This window comes from Eubacterium sp. AM05-23, from assembly GCF_003477535.1.
Taxonomy (GTDB): domain Bacteria; phylum Bacillota; class Clostridia; order Eubacteriales; family Eubacteriaceae; genus Eubacterium; species Eubacterium maltosivorans.
This window is the reverse complement of record NZ_QUDF01000007.1, coordinates 192279-206974: the sequence shown is the minus strand read 5'-3', so window position 1 is coordinate 206974 and position 14696 is coordinate 192279. Positions and strand designations below refer to the sequence as shown.

General features: G+C 51.2%; 12 protein-coding genes. 3 read left to right on the top strand and 9 right to left on the bottom strand.

The window, feature by feature from the left end; translation table 11 throughout:
- Positions 1-115: 115 nt before the first annotated feature.
- Both DW091_RS11720 and DW091_RS11715 read right to left on the bottom strand, forming a co-directional pair.
- On the bottom strand, positions 116-1588 hold the full coding sequence (locus tag DW091_RS11720; protein WP_082669370.1) for a sodium:solute symporter family protein: 1473 nt from the start codon (positions 1586-1588) through the stop codon (positions 116-118).
- Positions 1589-1624: 36 nt separating this feature from the next.
- On the bottom strand, positions 1625-2824 hold the full coding sequence (locus DW091_RS11715) for an MFS transporter (protein ID WP_118518231.1): 1200 nt from the start codon (positions 2822-2824) through the stop codon (positions 1625-1627).
- 305 nt (positions 2825-3129) lie between these two features.
- Between DW091_RS11715 and DW091_RS11710 the strand changes: the two genes are divergently transcribed.
- Genes DW091_RS11710 through DW091_RS11705 form a run of 3 tightly spaced genes read left to right on the top strand, consistent with a single transcriptional unit; the run spans position 3130 to position 5838 of the window.
- Positions 3130-4290, top strand: a complete 1161-nt coding sequence (locus DW091_RS11710; RefSeq protein ID WP_118518230.1) for a uroporphyrinogen decarboxylase family protein — start codon at positions 3130-3132, stop codon at positions 4288-4290.
- Positions 4291-4306: 16 nt separating this feature from the next.
- Positions 4307-4447: a hypothetical protein gene (locus DW091_RS20345; protein ID WP_167495264.1), complete on the top strand. Its 141-nt coding sequence runs from the start codon at positions 4307-4309 to the stop codon at positions 4445-4447.
- 17 nt (positions 4448-4464) lie between these two features.
- Entirely contained in the window at positions 4465-5838 is a 1374-nt protein-coding gene (locus DW091_RS11705) for a uroporphyrinogen decarboxylase family protein (protein WP_058695659.1), read from the top strand.
- A gap of 41 nt (positions 5839-5879) precedes the next feature.
- Here DW091_RS11705 and DW091_RS11700 read toward each other — a convergent pair whose 3' ends face one another.
- The 7 genes from DW091_RS11700 to DW091_RS11670 all read right to left on the bottom strand — a co-directional run bounded on the left by DW091_RS11700 (position 5880) and on the right by DW091_RS11670 (position 14627).
- On the bottom strand, positions 5880-6542 hold the full coding sequence (locus tag DW091_RS11700) for a TetR/AcrR family transcriptional regulator (protein WP_058695660.1): 663 nt from the start codon (positions 6540-6542) through the stop codon (positions 5880-5882).
- A 110-nt stretch (positions 6543-6652) separates the two neighbouring features.
- Positions 6653-8338 (bottom strand): GGDEF and EAL domain-containing protein, encoded by a 1686-nt coding sequence (locus tag DW091_RS11695; RefSeq protein WP_118518229.1) that lies wholly within the window; start codon positions 8336-8338, stop codon positions 6653-6655.
- Between the two features lie 260 nt (positions 8339-8598).
- Entirely contained in the window at positions 8599-9120 is a 522-nt protein-coding gene (locus tag DW091_RS11690) for a hypothetical protein (protein WP_074617672.1), read from the bottom strand.
- Positions 9121-9424: 304 nt separating this feature from the next.
- Positions 9425-10936, bottom strand: coding sequence for an alanine/glycine:cation symporter family protein (locus tag DW091_RS11685; protein ID WP_118518228.1), 1512 nt, complete (start codon positions 10934-10936; stop codon positions 9425-9427).
- 72 nt (positions 10937-11008) lie between these two features.
- On the bottom strand, positions 11009-12265 hold the full coding sequence (gene glyA, locus DW091_RS11680) for a serine hydroxymethyltransferase (RefSeq protein ID WP_118518227.1): 1257 nt from the start codon (positions 12263-12265) through the stop codon (positions 11009-11011).
- 159 nt (positions 12266-12424) lie between these two features.
- Entirely contained in the window at positions 12425-13114 is a 690-nt protein-coding gene (locus tag DW091_RS11675; RefSeq protein WP_058695665.1) for a response regulator, read from the bottom strand.
- On the bottom strand, positions 13107-14627 hold the full coding sequence (locus DW091_RS11670) for a histidine kinase (protein ID WP_096920077.1): 1521 nt from the start codon (positions 14625-14627) through the stop codon (positions 13107-13109). The genes DW091_RS11675 and DW091_RS11670 overlap by 8 nt, the downstream gene beginning before the upstream one ends.
- Positions 14628-14696 lie beyond the last annotated feature (69 nt).

Genomic DNA, 14696 nt, shown 5'->3' with positions numbered 1-14696 from the left:
CAAGGGGCTTAGAATTTTTTAAAAAACCAGTTTATATCTCCTGGAGCATAGCAAAGAACCCCGCACCACCCAACCCATATCGCTACGATACGGGTTGGGTTTTATAGCTTCTTCTCTATATCTCCTCCGGTGCCGGGACAGGGACAGTCATACTGGCTTCGGGCAATTCTTCGGGGGCAAACAGCTTATCCACATCCACAGTACGCTTGTCAACTGCTGTGCACAGGCCCATGGTGGCCAGGGTGGCGGGCAGGCACAGGTAAATCATATCTGGTACAATGTGTACTGCCGGAAACAACAGCCACAACACCATAATGAACAGGTTCACTACCACAGTGGCTGTGCAGGTACTCTTTCTCAAGAGCCTCGGACAGTAGATGGCCGACAGGAGAATAAAGCAGTACGGCGTATAGACCACGATAAGCTGCATCATAAAGCCCAAAATAGAGCGGATATTCAACGCCGCAAAGGCCCCCAGCACGCCAAAGACCACAATGATGGCCTTGGACATCAGCAGCTGTGTGCGGTCGCCCATATTTGGCCTGATCTGGCGTACAATAATGTCTTTAGTCGCCACGGTCGCCAGCCCCATCATGCAGGAGGTAGCTGTGGAAACATCAGCAGCCCAGAGGCCGGCAAGGGTAAATCCCGCGACCCAGGGGTTCAGGTTAGACATGAGCATGGGAAAGGCAAGGCTTGCGCTTTCCAGCTCCGGGAGTGTAGCCGCAGCCATGATCCCGATAAAGGCGCACAGGAAACCAATAGGGACGATCAGGACAGCTGCGATGATGGTTCCATACCTGGCGGCCTTTTCACTTCTGCCTGCTGCCGTGGCCTGGATCAGGCCCTGGTTAGGCGGGGACTGGATAACCATCGAAACAACCCATCCCACGATAATCACCGGGCCGACGCCCTCAAACATGCTGAACCACTGGCCGCCCTGGGGCAGGCTCAGGGTAATATGCTCCCAGCCGCCGCCATTGTTCAGGGCCGCAATAAAGCCTGCGATCACTCCCAGATAAATCATGGCCACATTGATAACATTGGTCAGCGTTGCACCCATATAGCCCCCAAACAGGGCAATGGCTGTAAATACCAGGGCCGAGATGATGACCCCGTTCGTCATATTAAAGTACTGGGGCAGCAGCGCCGTCAGAATCGCGCCGCCTGCGATGGCCTGCAGGGCGTTGATGCCAAAAGCTACCACCACCTGAATGACGCTGGATACAATACCGTCAAAGCGGTTGAACAGGCGGATGAATATCTGACTGGTGGTGCTGACGCCAGTGCGGCGCAGCTTTTTACACATGAGAAAGGCAAAAGCCAGAATTCCAATGGTCCAGGCAATATTGTACCAGACGGCTGAAAGGCCATTGGTATAAGCGCTCTCGGCGATACCGATGGTACCGGTGCCGCCGATGGCGGTACCGGCCACCATGGCAGCCACCAAAAGGGTGGGCAGGCGGTTGCCTGCCAGCAGAAAGCTGCTGGAACCACCCCTGGCCGACGACAATCTGCCGGACAGCAGGGAAATTCCAATCAGCAGGGCCATATAAACGATAATGATCGCAAAGGAAATATTCATCATGCCCTCCTCTATGCATATGAGCCGTATAAATCACTTCTATTGAAGCTGCGGTGCGTCCGATTTCTTCTTGCTGGCGGCAAAAATAAAAATGGCTGAGATAATACTGCCGGCGATCAGACAGACGGCCGCAATCTGCCAGTCGGCCCGGGCCGAGGTCATTCCGAAAATCCCGCGGATAAACTTCAGGATATAGGGTGACAGGAACTGGCCGATACCTGTGCCGCAGGTATAAACCGAAATGGCCAGGGCCGCGTATTTGGGACTGGCTGCCGATCCGGCAACCGCCATGGTAACAGCTGGGTTAAAGGTTCCGAAGCCAATGCCGAAGATCACCGCGGCCACCAGCATTACCGGGTAGCTGGGCGCCATGATCAGAATCACAAAGGCGATGCCCACACACAGTGCGCCAAAGGATGCGGCATACTGCTTCAGGAATTTGGACATGGAACCATAAAGCATTCCGATGACAAAGGAGCCTGCTGTAAAGGTGCTGAGCACAAAGGAGGCCTGCCCGGCGTCACCGAGTTTGTCCGCGCTCATGACCATAGCCACATTGGTCATAAAGCTGAACTGCATAATATTCAGCAGTGCACAGAGCAGTGCCAGTATATAGGTCATGGTGGTCAGCTTCTTTTCCCGGACGGTTGAACCATCAGCCGCCTTCTCCGCTTTCTTAACCCCCGTATCCGGCAGCTTAAACCAGATTAAAACCGCGATGGGGATAACCAGGAAAAAACCGAAAAAGGAAAAACGCCAGTTGTAAGCCGCCAAAAACCCGCCGAGGGACTGAAACACCACTCCAGCGGCAGCGCCGACAGCGCTCTTAAAGCCCATGAGCTTATTGGCCTGCGTACCCGTAAATAGATCGGTGATAACCGCAGAGGCCATGGGAAATACCATTCCATAGCCTGCGCCAAAGACCACACGCATGGCAATCATAAAATTCAGATCGCCCACAAAAGCAGAAGGAATCCCGCCCACAAAAATCAGAAGCATGGAAATAGTAATGATCTTCTTAATACTCATCACCTGAGTCAGTTTACCGGCCACCAGGGCAAAGATTACCATCATTAAAGACGGTATGGTGGACAGCAGCTTGACCGTTTCCGGCGCGGCCGTCGGAAACGCTTTGGCAATCTCGGCCAGAGCAGGGGTGGTCATGCTGGTGGTGTACATCAGCAGGGCGACAGACAGGGCGGCTATTTGTACGCCGACACCATAATTTTTTTCACTCATTTTAAGTCTCCTCAATTCATTTCTTTTTAATTTCCGGATAGATTTTAATTATCCGTGTTTAATAATAACCGCGTTTGAATTTATTTTAATGATATATTGTTTTCGTAAATCTGTCAACTTTTATTTTCTTTTTCTTTAGTAAATTTTTTATAATTTTACTTAATTTTGCCAATTTTAGCCATTTTAAAAACTTTTATTTCGTAAATAAAAAAATATTTTTTTGAAAACCGTTGACAAACCCCTCGAAAGCGATTATACTTTTTAATAAATCAACCGCGTTTAATTTTTGAAAGTGAGGAGAAAATATGACTGAAGCCATTAAGAAATTACAGGAAGAGCGTACCGGGCTGTTTGCAGACCTGTACCGGGGAAAAATCCCCAAACGCGTCCCTATCCGGGGCGGACTGACCACCGAGGCCGCCATCGAATATGCAGGCATGGATATCAAAGAGGTGCAATGGCACTCCGAAAAAATGATCGACGTGATGCGCTACGCAGCCGAACGGATTCCCGCCGATGTGGCGCCAGTACGGCCCCACACCCTGCGCAATCCTTACAAATATCAGCTGCTGGGCGGCAAGACCATTGTCATGAACGCGGAGGGCTATGCGCAGCATCCCGAGATCCACGGTCTCGAACCCGAAGAATACCCTCAGTTTATCGAGGACCCTTACAAATGTATGCTGGAAACCATTCTGCCCAGGCTGTACGACGGCCTGAACCAGTCCCCAGTGCAAAATGCGCTGAACCTTGCCAAGGCCTATAAGATGCACAACGACCAGGCCGCCCAGGGAATTGCCCAGGCCGCTCAGGTCAATGAGGAATTCGGCTTTGCCACTGCCCCTCCCGGCGGCTTTACTGAAGCGCCCTATGATTTTATGGCAGATTTTATCCGCTCCTTCAGTGGTACCTCCAAGGATATCCGAAGACACCCAAGAGAGCTCCTGGCAGCCTGCGAGGCCGTTACCCCCATTATGATCAACCAGGGGCTGGGGCCAGTGCGCACCGTTGACGCCCGCTGCTTCCTGCCTCTGCACATGGCGCCGTTTCTGAATATGAAACAGTTTGAAAAATTCTACTGGCCTACCTTTAAGAAAACAATCGAAGCCCTCACCGATGCTGGCATGGGCGTAGATCTCTTCGTTGAGCAGGACTGGATGCGCTATCTGGACTTTCTGAGGGAGCTTCCCGGTCGCATTGTTATGCGCTTTGAATTCGGCGATCCCAAACAAATTAAGGAAAAGCTCGGAGACCGGCACATCATCGCCGGCCTCTACCCCATCGGCCTTTTAAAGACCGAAAGCAAAGAAAAATGTATTGATAAGGCCAAGGAGCTGCTGGACATCTGCGCGCCTGGCGGTGGTTTTATCTTTGACCTGGACAAGGATATCCTGTCCATGAGCAGCGCCAACATTGACAACCTCATCGCCGTGCAGGAATACGTCCGTGAGCATGGCGCCTACTAAAAATCAGGAGGAAATTATGGAATCACAAGCTTACTACACCACCTGGGAGGACTACGTCAAGGAACATCCCGAAGTCGCCAACGAAAACTACCACGCCGATATCATGCAGGCCTACGAGGAAGGCCTGTACAAGTTTATCATCGGCCTGTTGATTTAAGAAAAGGAGAAATAAACATGAGTGAAGCAATGAAAAAACTACAGGAAGAACGAACCCAGCTGTTTACGGATTTATACACAGGCACCATCCCCAAAAGGATTCCCATCAGCGCCGCCCTGCCCCTCGAGCTGCGGATCGAGTACGCTGGCAAGGATCTGGGCCGCACCCAATGGACCCGGGAGGACATGCTCGGCATCTATGAAAAATCCTTTGAGCTGACCGCCAGCGACGCTTACCCCTCCAGCTTTGCTACCTACCCGGCCCACCACCACCTGCTGGGCTCCAGATCCTTTATGATGGGCTCCAAGGGCATTATCCAGCATCCCGAAGTCTCTGCCATGCAGCCTGAAGATTATGACGATTTTATCGCCAACCCCTACGACTGTCTGATGGAAAAAATCTTCCCGCGCATCTATCCTGTGCTGGATACTGACCCGGTCAGCCGCTCGCTGGCCCTTGCCAAAGCCACAAAGGCCTATTTTGAATACGCCGATTTTTACGCAGGGCTCGACGCACAGCTCATTGACAAATACGGCTTTTTTGCACCGCCTGCCGGCTCCGGCAGCGGCGGCACCACCCCCTTCGACCTTCTGTCCGACATTCTCAGAGGCTTTAAAGGCATTACCATGGACATCAAACGCTGTCCCGAAAAAATCCTGGCAGCCTGCGACGCCATTCTGCCCCTGTCCATCAAAAAAGGCACGCCCGTCAAGCCGTCTCCGCTGGGCGCCAACTTCATCGCCCTGCACATGGCTACCTACCTGCGTACCAAGGATTTTGAAAAATATTACTGGCCCACCTTCTACAAGCTGGTCCACGGCCTGGCCGAAAAGGGACAGACCTGCCTCATCTTCTGCGAGGACAACTGGATGCGCTACCTGGATTACCTCTATGAGCTTCCCCAGGGCACCCGCTTCTATTTTGAATACGGCGATCCCAAGCTCGTTAAGGAAAAGCTTGGCAAGAAACATATTATCTCGGGCTTTTACCCCATTACTTACCTTAAGACAGCCACCAAGGAGCAGTGCATCGACAAAGCCAAAGAGCTCATTGACATTCTGGCGCCAGGCGGCAACTACTTCTTCAATTTTGACAAAAGTCCCTACTCCCTGAATACCATCAACCCGGAAAACTACAAAGCCGTACTGGAATACGTCCGCGATAACGGCACCTACGAAAACGCCGGGCAGCAGGTCTGGGATAAGCCAAAAGAAGCTACCATCGACCATGTGCTGGCAGACATACCTGAGTTCAAAAGCAAATACTACACACCCTATGACACCTTTAAACAGGACCACCCCGCTCCCAGAGCCGATCTGGACGATGTGGTCGGCCAGAAAATGCAGCAGTATGAAGACATGCTCTTCCACATGCTTATGATGATGTGCTGATAAAAAAAGCAGAGACGGTTTCAGCCGCTCTGCTTTTTTGTTTACAGGACTTTAAAATTTTTCCCGACTGAAATTTCAATCTTGTCCACGATCTCCCGCGACCGCTCGATATAGTTCTCAATCAGTTCATTGTCGATCTTCAGGCTCTGGAGCAGCAGACGGATTTCTGTTTCCGCCAGATACTCAGATGAGCAGTCCAGAAAGCCCTCGTTTCTGGCCACATGCAGACCGTGCACAACTGACAGGTTTGCCAGGGCCAGGGCCTTGACATCCACCCTGCTCAAGCCCAGCTTGTGAGTTTTGTTGATGTTTTCAATAAAGCCCACAGATGCGCTTTCTGTTTTCATAAAAATGTTGGAATCGCACAGCTCATGGTAAAAACGGTTAAGTCCTTTATTGCGGTTACAGTTCCTGTTCTGGAGACGGTATTCGATGGCTGTGCGCAAAAGCAGATCGCTGTCCGGAAACTGGCTGGCAATGATATTCTGAGTTTTTACCTTCATAGCCACCATGTACTCATTATAGACCTCGAGGGCCAGATTGTTTTTGTTGCCAAAATAGTAGGAAACCATGGCCTTGTTAGCACCGGATTCCCTGGCGATCTCCGCCAGTGTGGTCTTCACAAAGCCATTTTCATAAAAAAGCTTTCTGGCGGTCGCATATATTTTTTCCTTTGTCTCTAAGCCTGTTTTATAATTCGCCACAGATTTTTCCCCTTTTGCAGTTTCTTACTCTATTTTAGCATAAGCCGCTTTGATTTTGCAGGGGTTTTTTAATTCGGCCCGTATCGTCACGATACGGGCCGGGCCGACCGCTAGACAGAGCCCCAGTATTTTTCTTCAAAGGCCTCGGGTGAGATGGGTCTTGAAATATAATAGCCCTGAATACTGTCTGCGTCCAGATCACAGACTGCTCTCAACTCGTCCTGCTCCTCGACGCCCTCCACACATACGGTAATGCCCACACTATGGCACAGCTTGATGACCGATGCGATAAAGGAACGATTAAACATATTCTCATCTCTGTCGATTGCCTCGATAAACAGCCGGTCGATCTTGACAATATCTGCCGGTGACTGAGACAGCATCCCCAGCGAGGAATAGCCTGTGCCAAAATCATCCATGGCAATCTGGATGCGCATACCACGCAGATGCTTAAAAATTTCCTTGAGGCCGCCCATGTCCGTTACAAAACAGCTCTCTGTGAGTTCAAGCACAATATGCCGGGAATCCAATCCGTGTTCCTCCAGTGTCTTTTCCACATGTCCGGCAAAGGATTCATCCAGCATCTGGAGATAGGAGATATTGACATTCATGATAAAATCCGATTCCCTGACGGACCACTTTTTGCAGGTTTTGACTGCCTGCTCCAGCACCCACTTGCCAACAGGCACAATGAGGCCGCTGGATTCCAAAAGCGGGATAAACTCAGCCGGCGCCACCTCGCCAAAGGGCTCACCGGACCACCGCAGCAGGGCCTCGGCGCCAGCCAGGCCCAGATCCTTCGAGTGGGCAAAGGGCTGATAAACCAGCCGGAACCCCTCCATGCCGTTGACCACGCTCAGCTGCAGCCGGCTGGTCAGCTCCAATGCCCGCAGCTTTGAACGCATCAGTGCTGGTGTATAGGCTGTCATAGTATTTTTCCCCTTGGCCTTGGAGGCCTCAAGGGCGCTGGACGCACATTTAATCAGATCCGGATAGTTCCGACTGTCCCGCCCCAGCAGGGTGATACCTGCAGACACTGTGCAGAAATATTCCTGGCCGTCCAGGTTGTGTACCCTGTTGCTGTAGACGTGCAGCCGTTTATAAATAGCAGCCAGCTCATCCTCGCCCGCGCCGGGGAACACTACAGCAAACTCATCCCCGTCAAACCGGTACATACTGGCTTCCGCTGGCAGCAGCTGCTGAACTGTCTGGGCAAACTGGCGCAGCACCCCGTCGCCGAAAAGATGGCTGTTAAGGTCGTTAATCCGCACAAAATCATCCAGTCCCAGCAGCATCAGGCCGCCGGGCTTTTCAGTTTCCTTATCCAGCAGCTCGCTGATCTCCTTCTCACATTCTCTGTAGGTAAAAAGGCCGGTGGTGTAGTCAATCTTGCCCATTTTTCCCAGATCGGTCACCACCCCAGCAAACATGGCTGGCTGGTTTTGGTTATCCTTTTGCAAAACACCCCGGCAGAGCACCCATATATACTCTCCCTTACGGTTGCGCACCTGGTATTCCACATGATGAATATCCGTATCACCCCGCAGCATTTCATCAATACTTTCGTTGTAACGGGGACGGTCCTTTTCATGGACCAGCTCTCCCCACATGGGCACCAGCCCCTTAAACTGGCGGCCAGGCAGTTCAAAATCCCTTTCCATGTTTGGAGAAACCAGAGCCATATCGGTATTCATGTCCACAATATAGACGTAATCGTCCGTACTCCTGATGATCGCGCTGTAAAAAAGAGCAGGGTCAACCGTAAATGTTTTAAAAAAATCATCTGACTGTGCCATAATTATTTGATCCCCTCTAAAAAATGTACTGCCTCTGCAACTGTTTTCCAAGCCTGCCGGGCATTCCCATATAACACCCGCAGGCCATTACCCAGCCCACCTGACTTTTATAAATTTCATTTATACATTATATCAGACGTGATCAAGATTCGCAATAAAAGTCTGCACAATTCAAGGGGTATTGCGGTGATACGGGTTGGAGGGTTCTTGAATCGCAGCCTCTCTCAGCGGTTTTAATTCTGTTGCTTTACCATATCCACCTAACTCTCCCATATTTTCCGCACTCCTGCAAGTACCCTTTTGGCCCGTTCGTACCCCAGCTCGTTCTGCCTGCCGCTCTGGTATGTTCCGATTACAAAACCACCCGCAAGGTAGATGCTGCCATTGTCGGTCTGCAAGTCCATGTCTTCATCAAAAAAATGGAAATTATAAAAACTGTAGGCGTCGTCATAATTTCGTCGGTTGTTTGTAAACTTGACGCTCACGCGTGTTTTTACCGGCACCATCAACGCTCCTGCCCCCGCCAGATAGGGATAATCTTTTTCCATGCCCAGCCACGCTGCCATATACTGGCGATACACTGCCTCGCTAAGACAGCGCGACCGCATCATTCTCCTGATGTAATCCCGGGGACCAACACCGTCAGCCAGACGGCTGACCATTCTCCCATCCTCCAGGTAATGAACGCGGCTGTTATTGCCGTAATCATCGTAGACAGCCTCTATAAAGAGTATATCTTTACTTCTTAAAGCTTTGTTAACAGATTCACTTGTCTTCTTCATTATTTTTCTCCTTAAAATTTTGATAATAAAAAAACAGAAAGCACTTAAGCCTTCTGTTCCAGTGGGTGACAGCAATTCCCCATTCGACAGCATGTCTATTAAATTTTCTGATTTTTCTGTTTTTTGTTTTATGAATGGTTTTTATTTACCAAAAATACAGAATATTATTTTTTTACTATTTTTTCAAGTATATCGTATAAGCGAAGTATTGTCAACAAGATTATTTATAAAAATAATATTTATCTTTTCTTCTTTTAGCCAAACTACAAAAACAACCCGTACCGTCCCGATACGGGTTGTTTTTTTATGCGGCAAGTCCCTTTTCTTCCGCTTCGGCCTTTTGAGCGACTTTATACTCATCCAGACGGTCCCGCCAGACGCTGCCAGCATTCTGGATTCCCAGAAGGTCTGGATCAAAGACGGGTTCCAGCCCCAGTTTTTTCTGGCGCTCGTAATCCTTGAAGATTGCCAGACCCTGGTTGCTCAAAATCAGCACTGCGATCACGTTAAGCCAGGTCATCAGCCCACAACCAATGTCGCCCATGGTCCACACCACAGACACAGCCTGCAGGCAGCCCTGGAACGCGGCCAGAATAAAGATTCCGCGGAACACGTACAGGAAGGGCTTGTTGCTCTTCATCCACGCCTTTGTCTCATGAAAAACGTAAACCAGATTGCTCTCGGCATAGTAGTAATAAGCCAGGAGGGCAATAAAGGCGAAAAGCAGGATGGAAACCGCGATAAAGGGCGCTCCGAAGCCGGGAAAGATGGTGTCGATGGCTCCATGTACATAGGCGACGCCATATTCCTTTCCGGGCATGCCCTCGAACAGGAAGCCGCCGGCTGGTCCGACCACGTTGTAGCAGCCGGTCAGCAAAATCATAAAAGCAGAGGTCGTACAGACCAGGATGGTCCCTGCGTAAACGCTCAGGCACGAGGCCAGCCCCTGCTTTACCGGGTGCGATACATCGGCAGAGCCGGCCATGATGGCTGAAGTTCCTTGTCCTGCCTCATTGGCGAACACGCCGCGCATCACGCCCTTGGAAAGAGCCGCGCCGGCCAGCGCGCCAAAAACCGGCTGGACACTGAAAGCAGACTGGATGATCATCATAAACACGCCGGGCACCTTGCTGATGTTGGTTCCGATGATGATAAAGGAAACCAGAAGATAGGCGCAGGCCATAAAGGGGGAAACCTTTTCCGCCACGGCTGAGATACGCTTTACGCCGCCGAAAATGCAGATTCCGACCACCGCGGCCAGCACGATGGCAATGATGAGGGTGTTCCAGCCAAAGGCCTGGTTCAGGCTTGAGGTAATATTATAGGACTGGACCCCGGGCATCAGGATACCGGGCGCCAGAATTGTGACCAGGGCAAAGGCCTTAGCATACCATTTTTTACCAATTCCCCGCTCGATATAGTAGGCCGGACCTCCTCTGAACTCGCCGTTGACAGTGATCTTATATGCCTGGGCCAGAGTGGACTCGATGAGGGCGATGGCTGTTCCGAACAGCGCTACCACCCAGAGCCAGAAGATTGCCCCCGGGCCCCCCAGAGCGATGGCCGTGGCCATACCGGCGATATTGCCGACGCCCACACGCCCTGCGGCGGTCATGATAAATGCACGCAGACCAGATACCCCTTCATCTGTACCCTTGCCTTTGTTATCGTTCAGCAGCCGGAACATCTCCTTGATGAGCCGCAGCTGCGGAAATTTCATCCGCACCGAAAAATAGACGCCGGTGCCCAGAATCAGAATAATCAGCGGGATACTCCAGACCACATCGTTGACACTTGTTGCAATACTCTCTAACATAATTTCCCCTCTCGTTTACTGGCAAAGCCGCTGTAATTCTTTATACAGCGGCTGACAGCTCATCTCTACTGATTAATCTTCAAAATAGCCGGCCGGGTACAGCGGGTATCTGGAAATTAACGCCCGGGCCTGTGCCTTACAGGCGTCCAGATTCGTCATATTTTCAGGGTCCTTCGCGACCTTGTCCATGATCTCAGCGATTTCCCTGATGGCGTCCTCCTCCAGCCCACGCTGAGCAGTAGAGGTCAGGCCGATTCTTACGCCGCTGCACACAAAGGGGCTTTCCATATCAAATGGGATCATATTCTTATTGACTGTAATACCCACATATTCCAAAGCCTGCTCAAAGCTCTTTCCAGTCAGTCCCTTTGGTCTTAAATCGACCATGACAATATGGTTGTCAGTGCCTCCGCTGATGATGCGGAAGCCGTAGCCCTGGAGTTCCTTGGCCAGGGCTCTGGCATTGCGGACAACACGCTCCATAATCTCTCTGAACGCTGGCGTGCCGATATATTTGAAAGAATAAGCCTTGGCGGCAATAGTGTTCAGGTGGATGGAACCCAGGGTGCCCGGGAACACGGATTTGTTCAGAGCCTTTTCGTATTCCTTCTTGCAGAAAACCATACCGGCGCGCGGGCCGCAGAAGGTTTTGGTGGTGGAGGAGGAGACAAAATCGCAGTGCGGGATCGGGCTTGGGATGACCTTGGCCCCGACCAGGCCCGCGATGTGAGCCATGTCGTTCATCAAAATCGCGCCGCAGTTCTTGGCGATCTTGGCCATGCGCTCATAGTCGATGAGTCTCGGGTAAGAGCTGGCGCCGGTGATTAAAAGCTTTGGCTTATATGCCATGGCCTGATCCTCCAGAGCGTCATAGTCGATGACCTCGGTTTCCTTATCAACCCCGTAAAAGTCATATTCATAAACTTTTCTCAGGAAATTCACCGGGGAGCCGTGGGTCAGATGGCCGCCCTGGTCCAGACGCATGCTCAGAATTTTATCTCCCGGGTTCAGCACCGCGTTAAACACGCAGTAGTTTGCGGTTGACCCGGAGTATGGCTGTAAATTAACATACTCGGCGCCGTAAAGCTCCAGCGCGCGGCGACAGGCTAGGCTTTCAATGGCGTCAGCCTGTTCAGAGCCAGCCTGGAATCGGTTTCCCGGCAACCCTTCCTCAGTCTTATTGGTGAATACACAGCCGCTCAGCTCCATGACCGGCGTGGGCGCAGTGCTCTCAGACGCGATCATTTCGATGTTGTGCTCCTGACGGTCAAGCTCTGCCTCTACGATGGAATAGACTTCCGGATCCAGTACCCTTGTTGTTTTTAACATTTCAATACCTCACTTCGTTTTCTGTGTTTGTTTTCGATGATCTCATTCTAACACGATTACAAAGCGCAATCTATGAAGAGAATTGTCGATTTCATGATCATTTTTATCCAGTTGACACAAAAATAGCTGTCACTATAATATCGTGACAGCTTATATATTTTACTTCTTCAGATAATCTGACGGCATACGTCCGGTCTGCTCCTTGAACTTTTTGTAAAAATAATTCACATTCTCATAGCCCACCTGCTTAGCCACCTCCTGTATGCTGTAGGGTTCGTTTTTCAGCAGATCGACAGCGTGCTCAATCCGGATTTTGTTCACATAGCCGATGAGGTTGGTGTCCACGTAGCGCTTAAACTGCTTGGAAAGGTAGCTGGCTGTGACGTGAAACTGCTCCGACAGCAGCTGGAGTTCGATCTTCTCTGTAAAATGGGTGTGAATGTACTCCAGCACCTGGTTAACCAGGTCATTACCCGTAAAATTCCAGCCCACAGACCGGAGCAGAGCCTGGGTAAACTGCTCATACTCAATGGGTTTGAGAATAATATCCCTGGCGCCCATGCGCAGGGCCCGCTGGGCGTACTCGAAGGACTCGTAGGCAGTGATAATCACAATCTTCACATCAATCGCCTGCTCCTTCAGGGCTTCCATGACCTCAAAGCCGTCCATAAGGGGCATCTTGATGTCCAGAAATACCAGATCCGGCTTCTTTTGGCGGATCATCTGCAGGGCGCTCTCCCCGTCCAGGGCAACGCCCTCAACCTGGAGCGGCAGCTTTTCGCGCGCGATAAAATGCTGTATGATCTTGGAAACGGCCTTTTCGTCGTCAGCGATAACCACTTTAATCATCGTTCTCCACTTCCTTTTGATATGAGTAGGGCAATTCCAGAATAATCCATGTGCCGATGCGCTCATCGGAGTACACATTCATCGAAAAATCCGGGCCGAAGCGCATTTTCAGCTTGGCATAAATCAGTGACAGGCCATGCTCACTGCCCGAGGGCAGGCTGTCGTTTATGCGGCTCAGGGTGCCGTAGTCAATCACCGCGCCATTATTGTAGATGGAGATCAGTACCTTGCTGCCGCTTGGCTGAGCCGTGACAGACAGCCGCTTTTTCAGGTTGTTGGTGTCAAAGCCATGGGTAAAGGCGTTCTCCGCGATGGGCTGTAAAAAGTTAAAGGGCACCAGCCAGTCGTCAAGCTGAGTATTAATCTTGATATCCACCTGCAGGCTGTCCTCGTAGCGCAGCTTCTGGAGCTTCAGATAGGTCTTAAGGTAAGCGGCCTCCTGGCTGAAGGGCACAAAGTTCTCCTTGGTCTTGGTGGTGTAGCGGAACATCTTGGACAGGTCGATGATGGCGTCGTACAACTCGTAAGCATCCTTATCCAGAGCCATACCGGCCATACAGTTCAGGGTATTGAACAGAAAATGGTGGTTGATGCGCAGGTCGGTCACGATATTCTGGGCAGCCTTGAGGTTTTTTTCCAGCCGCTTGCTGTATTTCTGGGCGTCGTCGATGTCCCTCTCCTTGGCTTCCAGCACCCTGCGGGCGTCGCTGAACACGCAGAAACTCACAATATGCTCGGCAATCCTCCTGAGCAGCATGCGGATGCTCAGGGCTGTGCTCTCCGGCGTATCGTACAGCTCCTCGGTGCGGTCGCTGGTCTTGCCCTCGCTTTTCATGGTGGACAACAGGATATAACCGCCCTGAATCACACCGATGCACCGGTTTTCATGCACGATGGGCTGCTGGTAAAGGGTCAGGCCGTAGGGGCAGACAAACTGCCGGTAATCCCAGGGCTCGCTCAGGTTCGCCTGTCCCATGCCCCGGCATGGACAGCTGCTGCTGCCAAACGGGTTGCAGCGCTCTGTGCAGTAATCCGGAAAACAGTTTGTCTGCAGCACTGTTTTGCCCGCAGTGTCGTAGATGGTCAGGGGCAGCTTGAGCGGGTCGATGGACTGCTGGCGCACGCCCTCCACAGCCGCATAAAGAATATCGTCTGACGGTGCCTCCAGGTTTATTAGTGTATCGATGGAAATCTCCTCCGCACCGTATACCGGGTTGGAGACCAGCAGCTCTTTTATCTGCCCGTCGGTGGGGTTATAGACCTCATGGGAGCTTCCTGCCTCCATATAAAAGATCTGCCCTGGCTCAGGCTCGACACGCTCTCCGTTAATGTAGTAAATGCCCCTGCCCTGCAGCACGTAAAGCAGCTGCTCCTGTCCGTAGTGCACATGCTCGGCCAGATGCCTGCCGGGCTCGATCACCACAATGCCAATATTCATATTCTGTCTTGGGTTATTTTCTGTCTTGACATGCTTCCAGTCTATATAACCCCACTCCATTACCTGAACCGCCATACCAATCCCTCCTCTGCTAAAATTATACCATACCTGAGCTCCCTTATTTTTGTCCTTTTCCTTAACAAA

Bases quoted from the DNA above. Each gene is read 5' to 3' on its own strand.
- DW091_RS11685 (WP_118518228.1), bottom strand. From the start codon at position 10,936: ATGTTAGAGAGTATTGCAACAAGTGTCAACGATGTGGTCTGGAGTATC.
- DW091_RS20345 (WP_167495264.1), top strand. From the start codon at position 4,307: ATGGAATCACAAGCTTACTACACCACCTGGGAGGACTACGTCAAGGAA.
- DW091_RS11710 (WP_118518230.1), top strand. From the start codon at position 3,130: ATGACTGAAGCCATTAAGAAATTACAGGAAGAGCGTACCGGGCTGTTT.
- glyA (WP_118518227.1), bottom strand. From the start codon at position 12,265: ATGTTAAAAACAACAAGGGTACTGGATCCGGAAGTCTATTCCATCGTA.
- DW091_RS11675 (WP_058695665.1), bottom strand. From the start codon at position 13,114: ATGATTAAAGTGGTTATCGCTGACGACGAAAAGGCCGTTTCCAAGATC.
- DW091_RS11695 (WP_118518229.1), bottom strand. From the start codon at position 8,338: ATGGCACAGTCAGATGATTTTTTTAAAACATTTACGGTTGACCCTGCT.
- DW091_RS11705 (WP_058695659.1), top strand. From the start codon at position 4,465: ATGAGTGAAGCAATGAAAAAACTACAGGAAGAACGAACCCAGCTGTTT.
- DW091_RS11670 (WP_096920077.1), bottom strand. From the start codon at position 14,627: ATGGCGGTTCAGGTAATGGAGTGGGGTTATATAGACTGGAAGCATGTC.
- DW091_RS11720 (WP_082669370.1), bottom strand. From the start codon at position 1,588: ATGATGAATATTTCCTTTGCGATCATTATCGTTTATATGGCCCTGCTG.
- DW091_RS11715 (WP_118518231.1), bottom strand. From the start codon at position 2,824: ATGAGTGAAAAAAATTATGGTGTCGGCGTACAAATAGCCGCCCTGTCT.
- DW091_RS11690 (WP_074617672.1), bottom strand. From the start codon at position 9,120: ATGAAGAAGACAAGTGAATCTGTTAACAAAGCTTTAAGAAGTAAAGAT.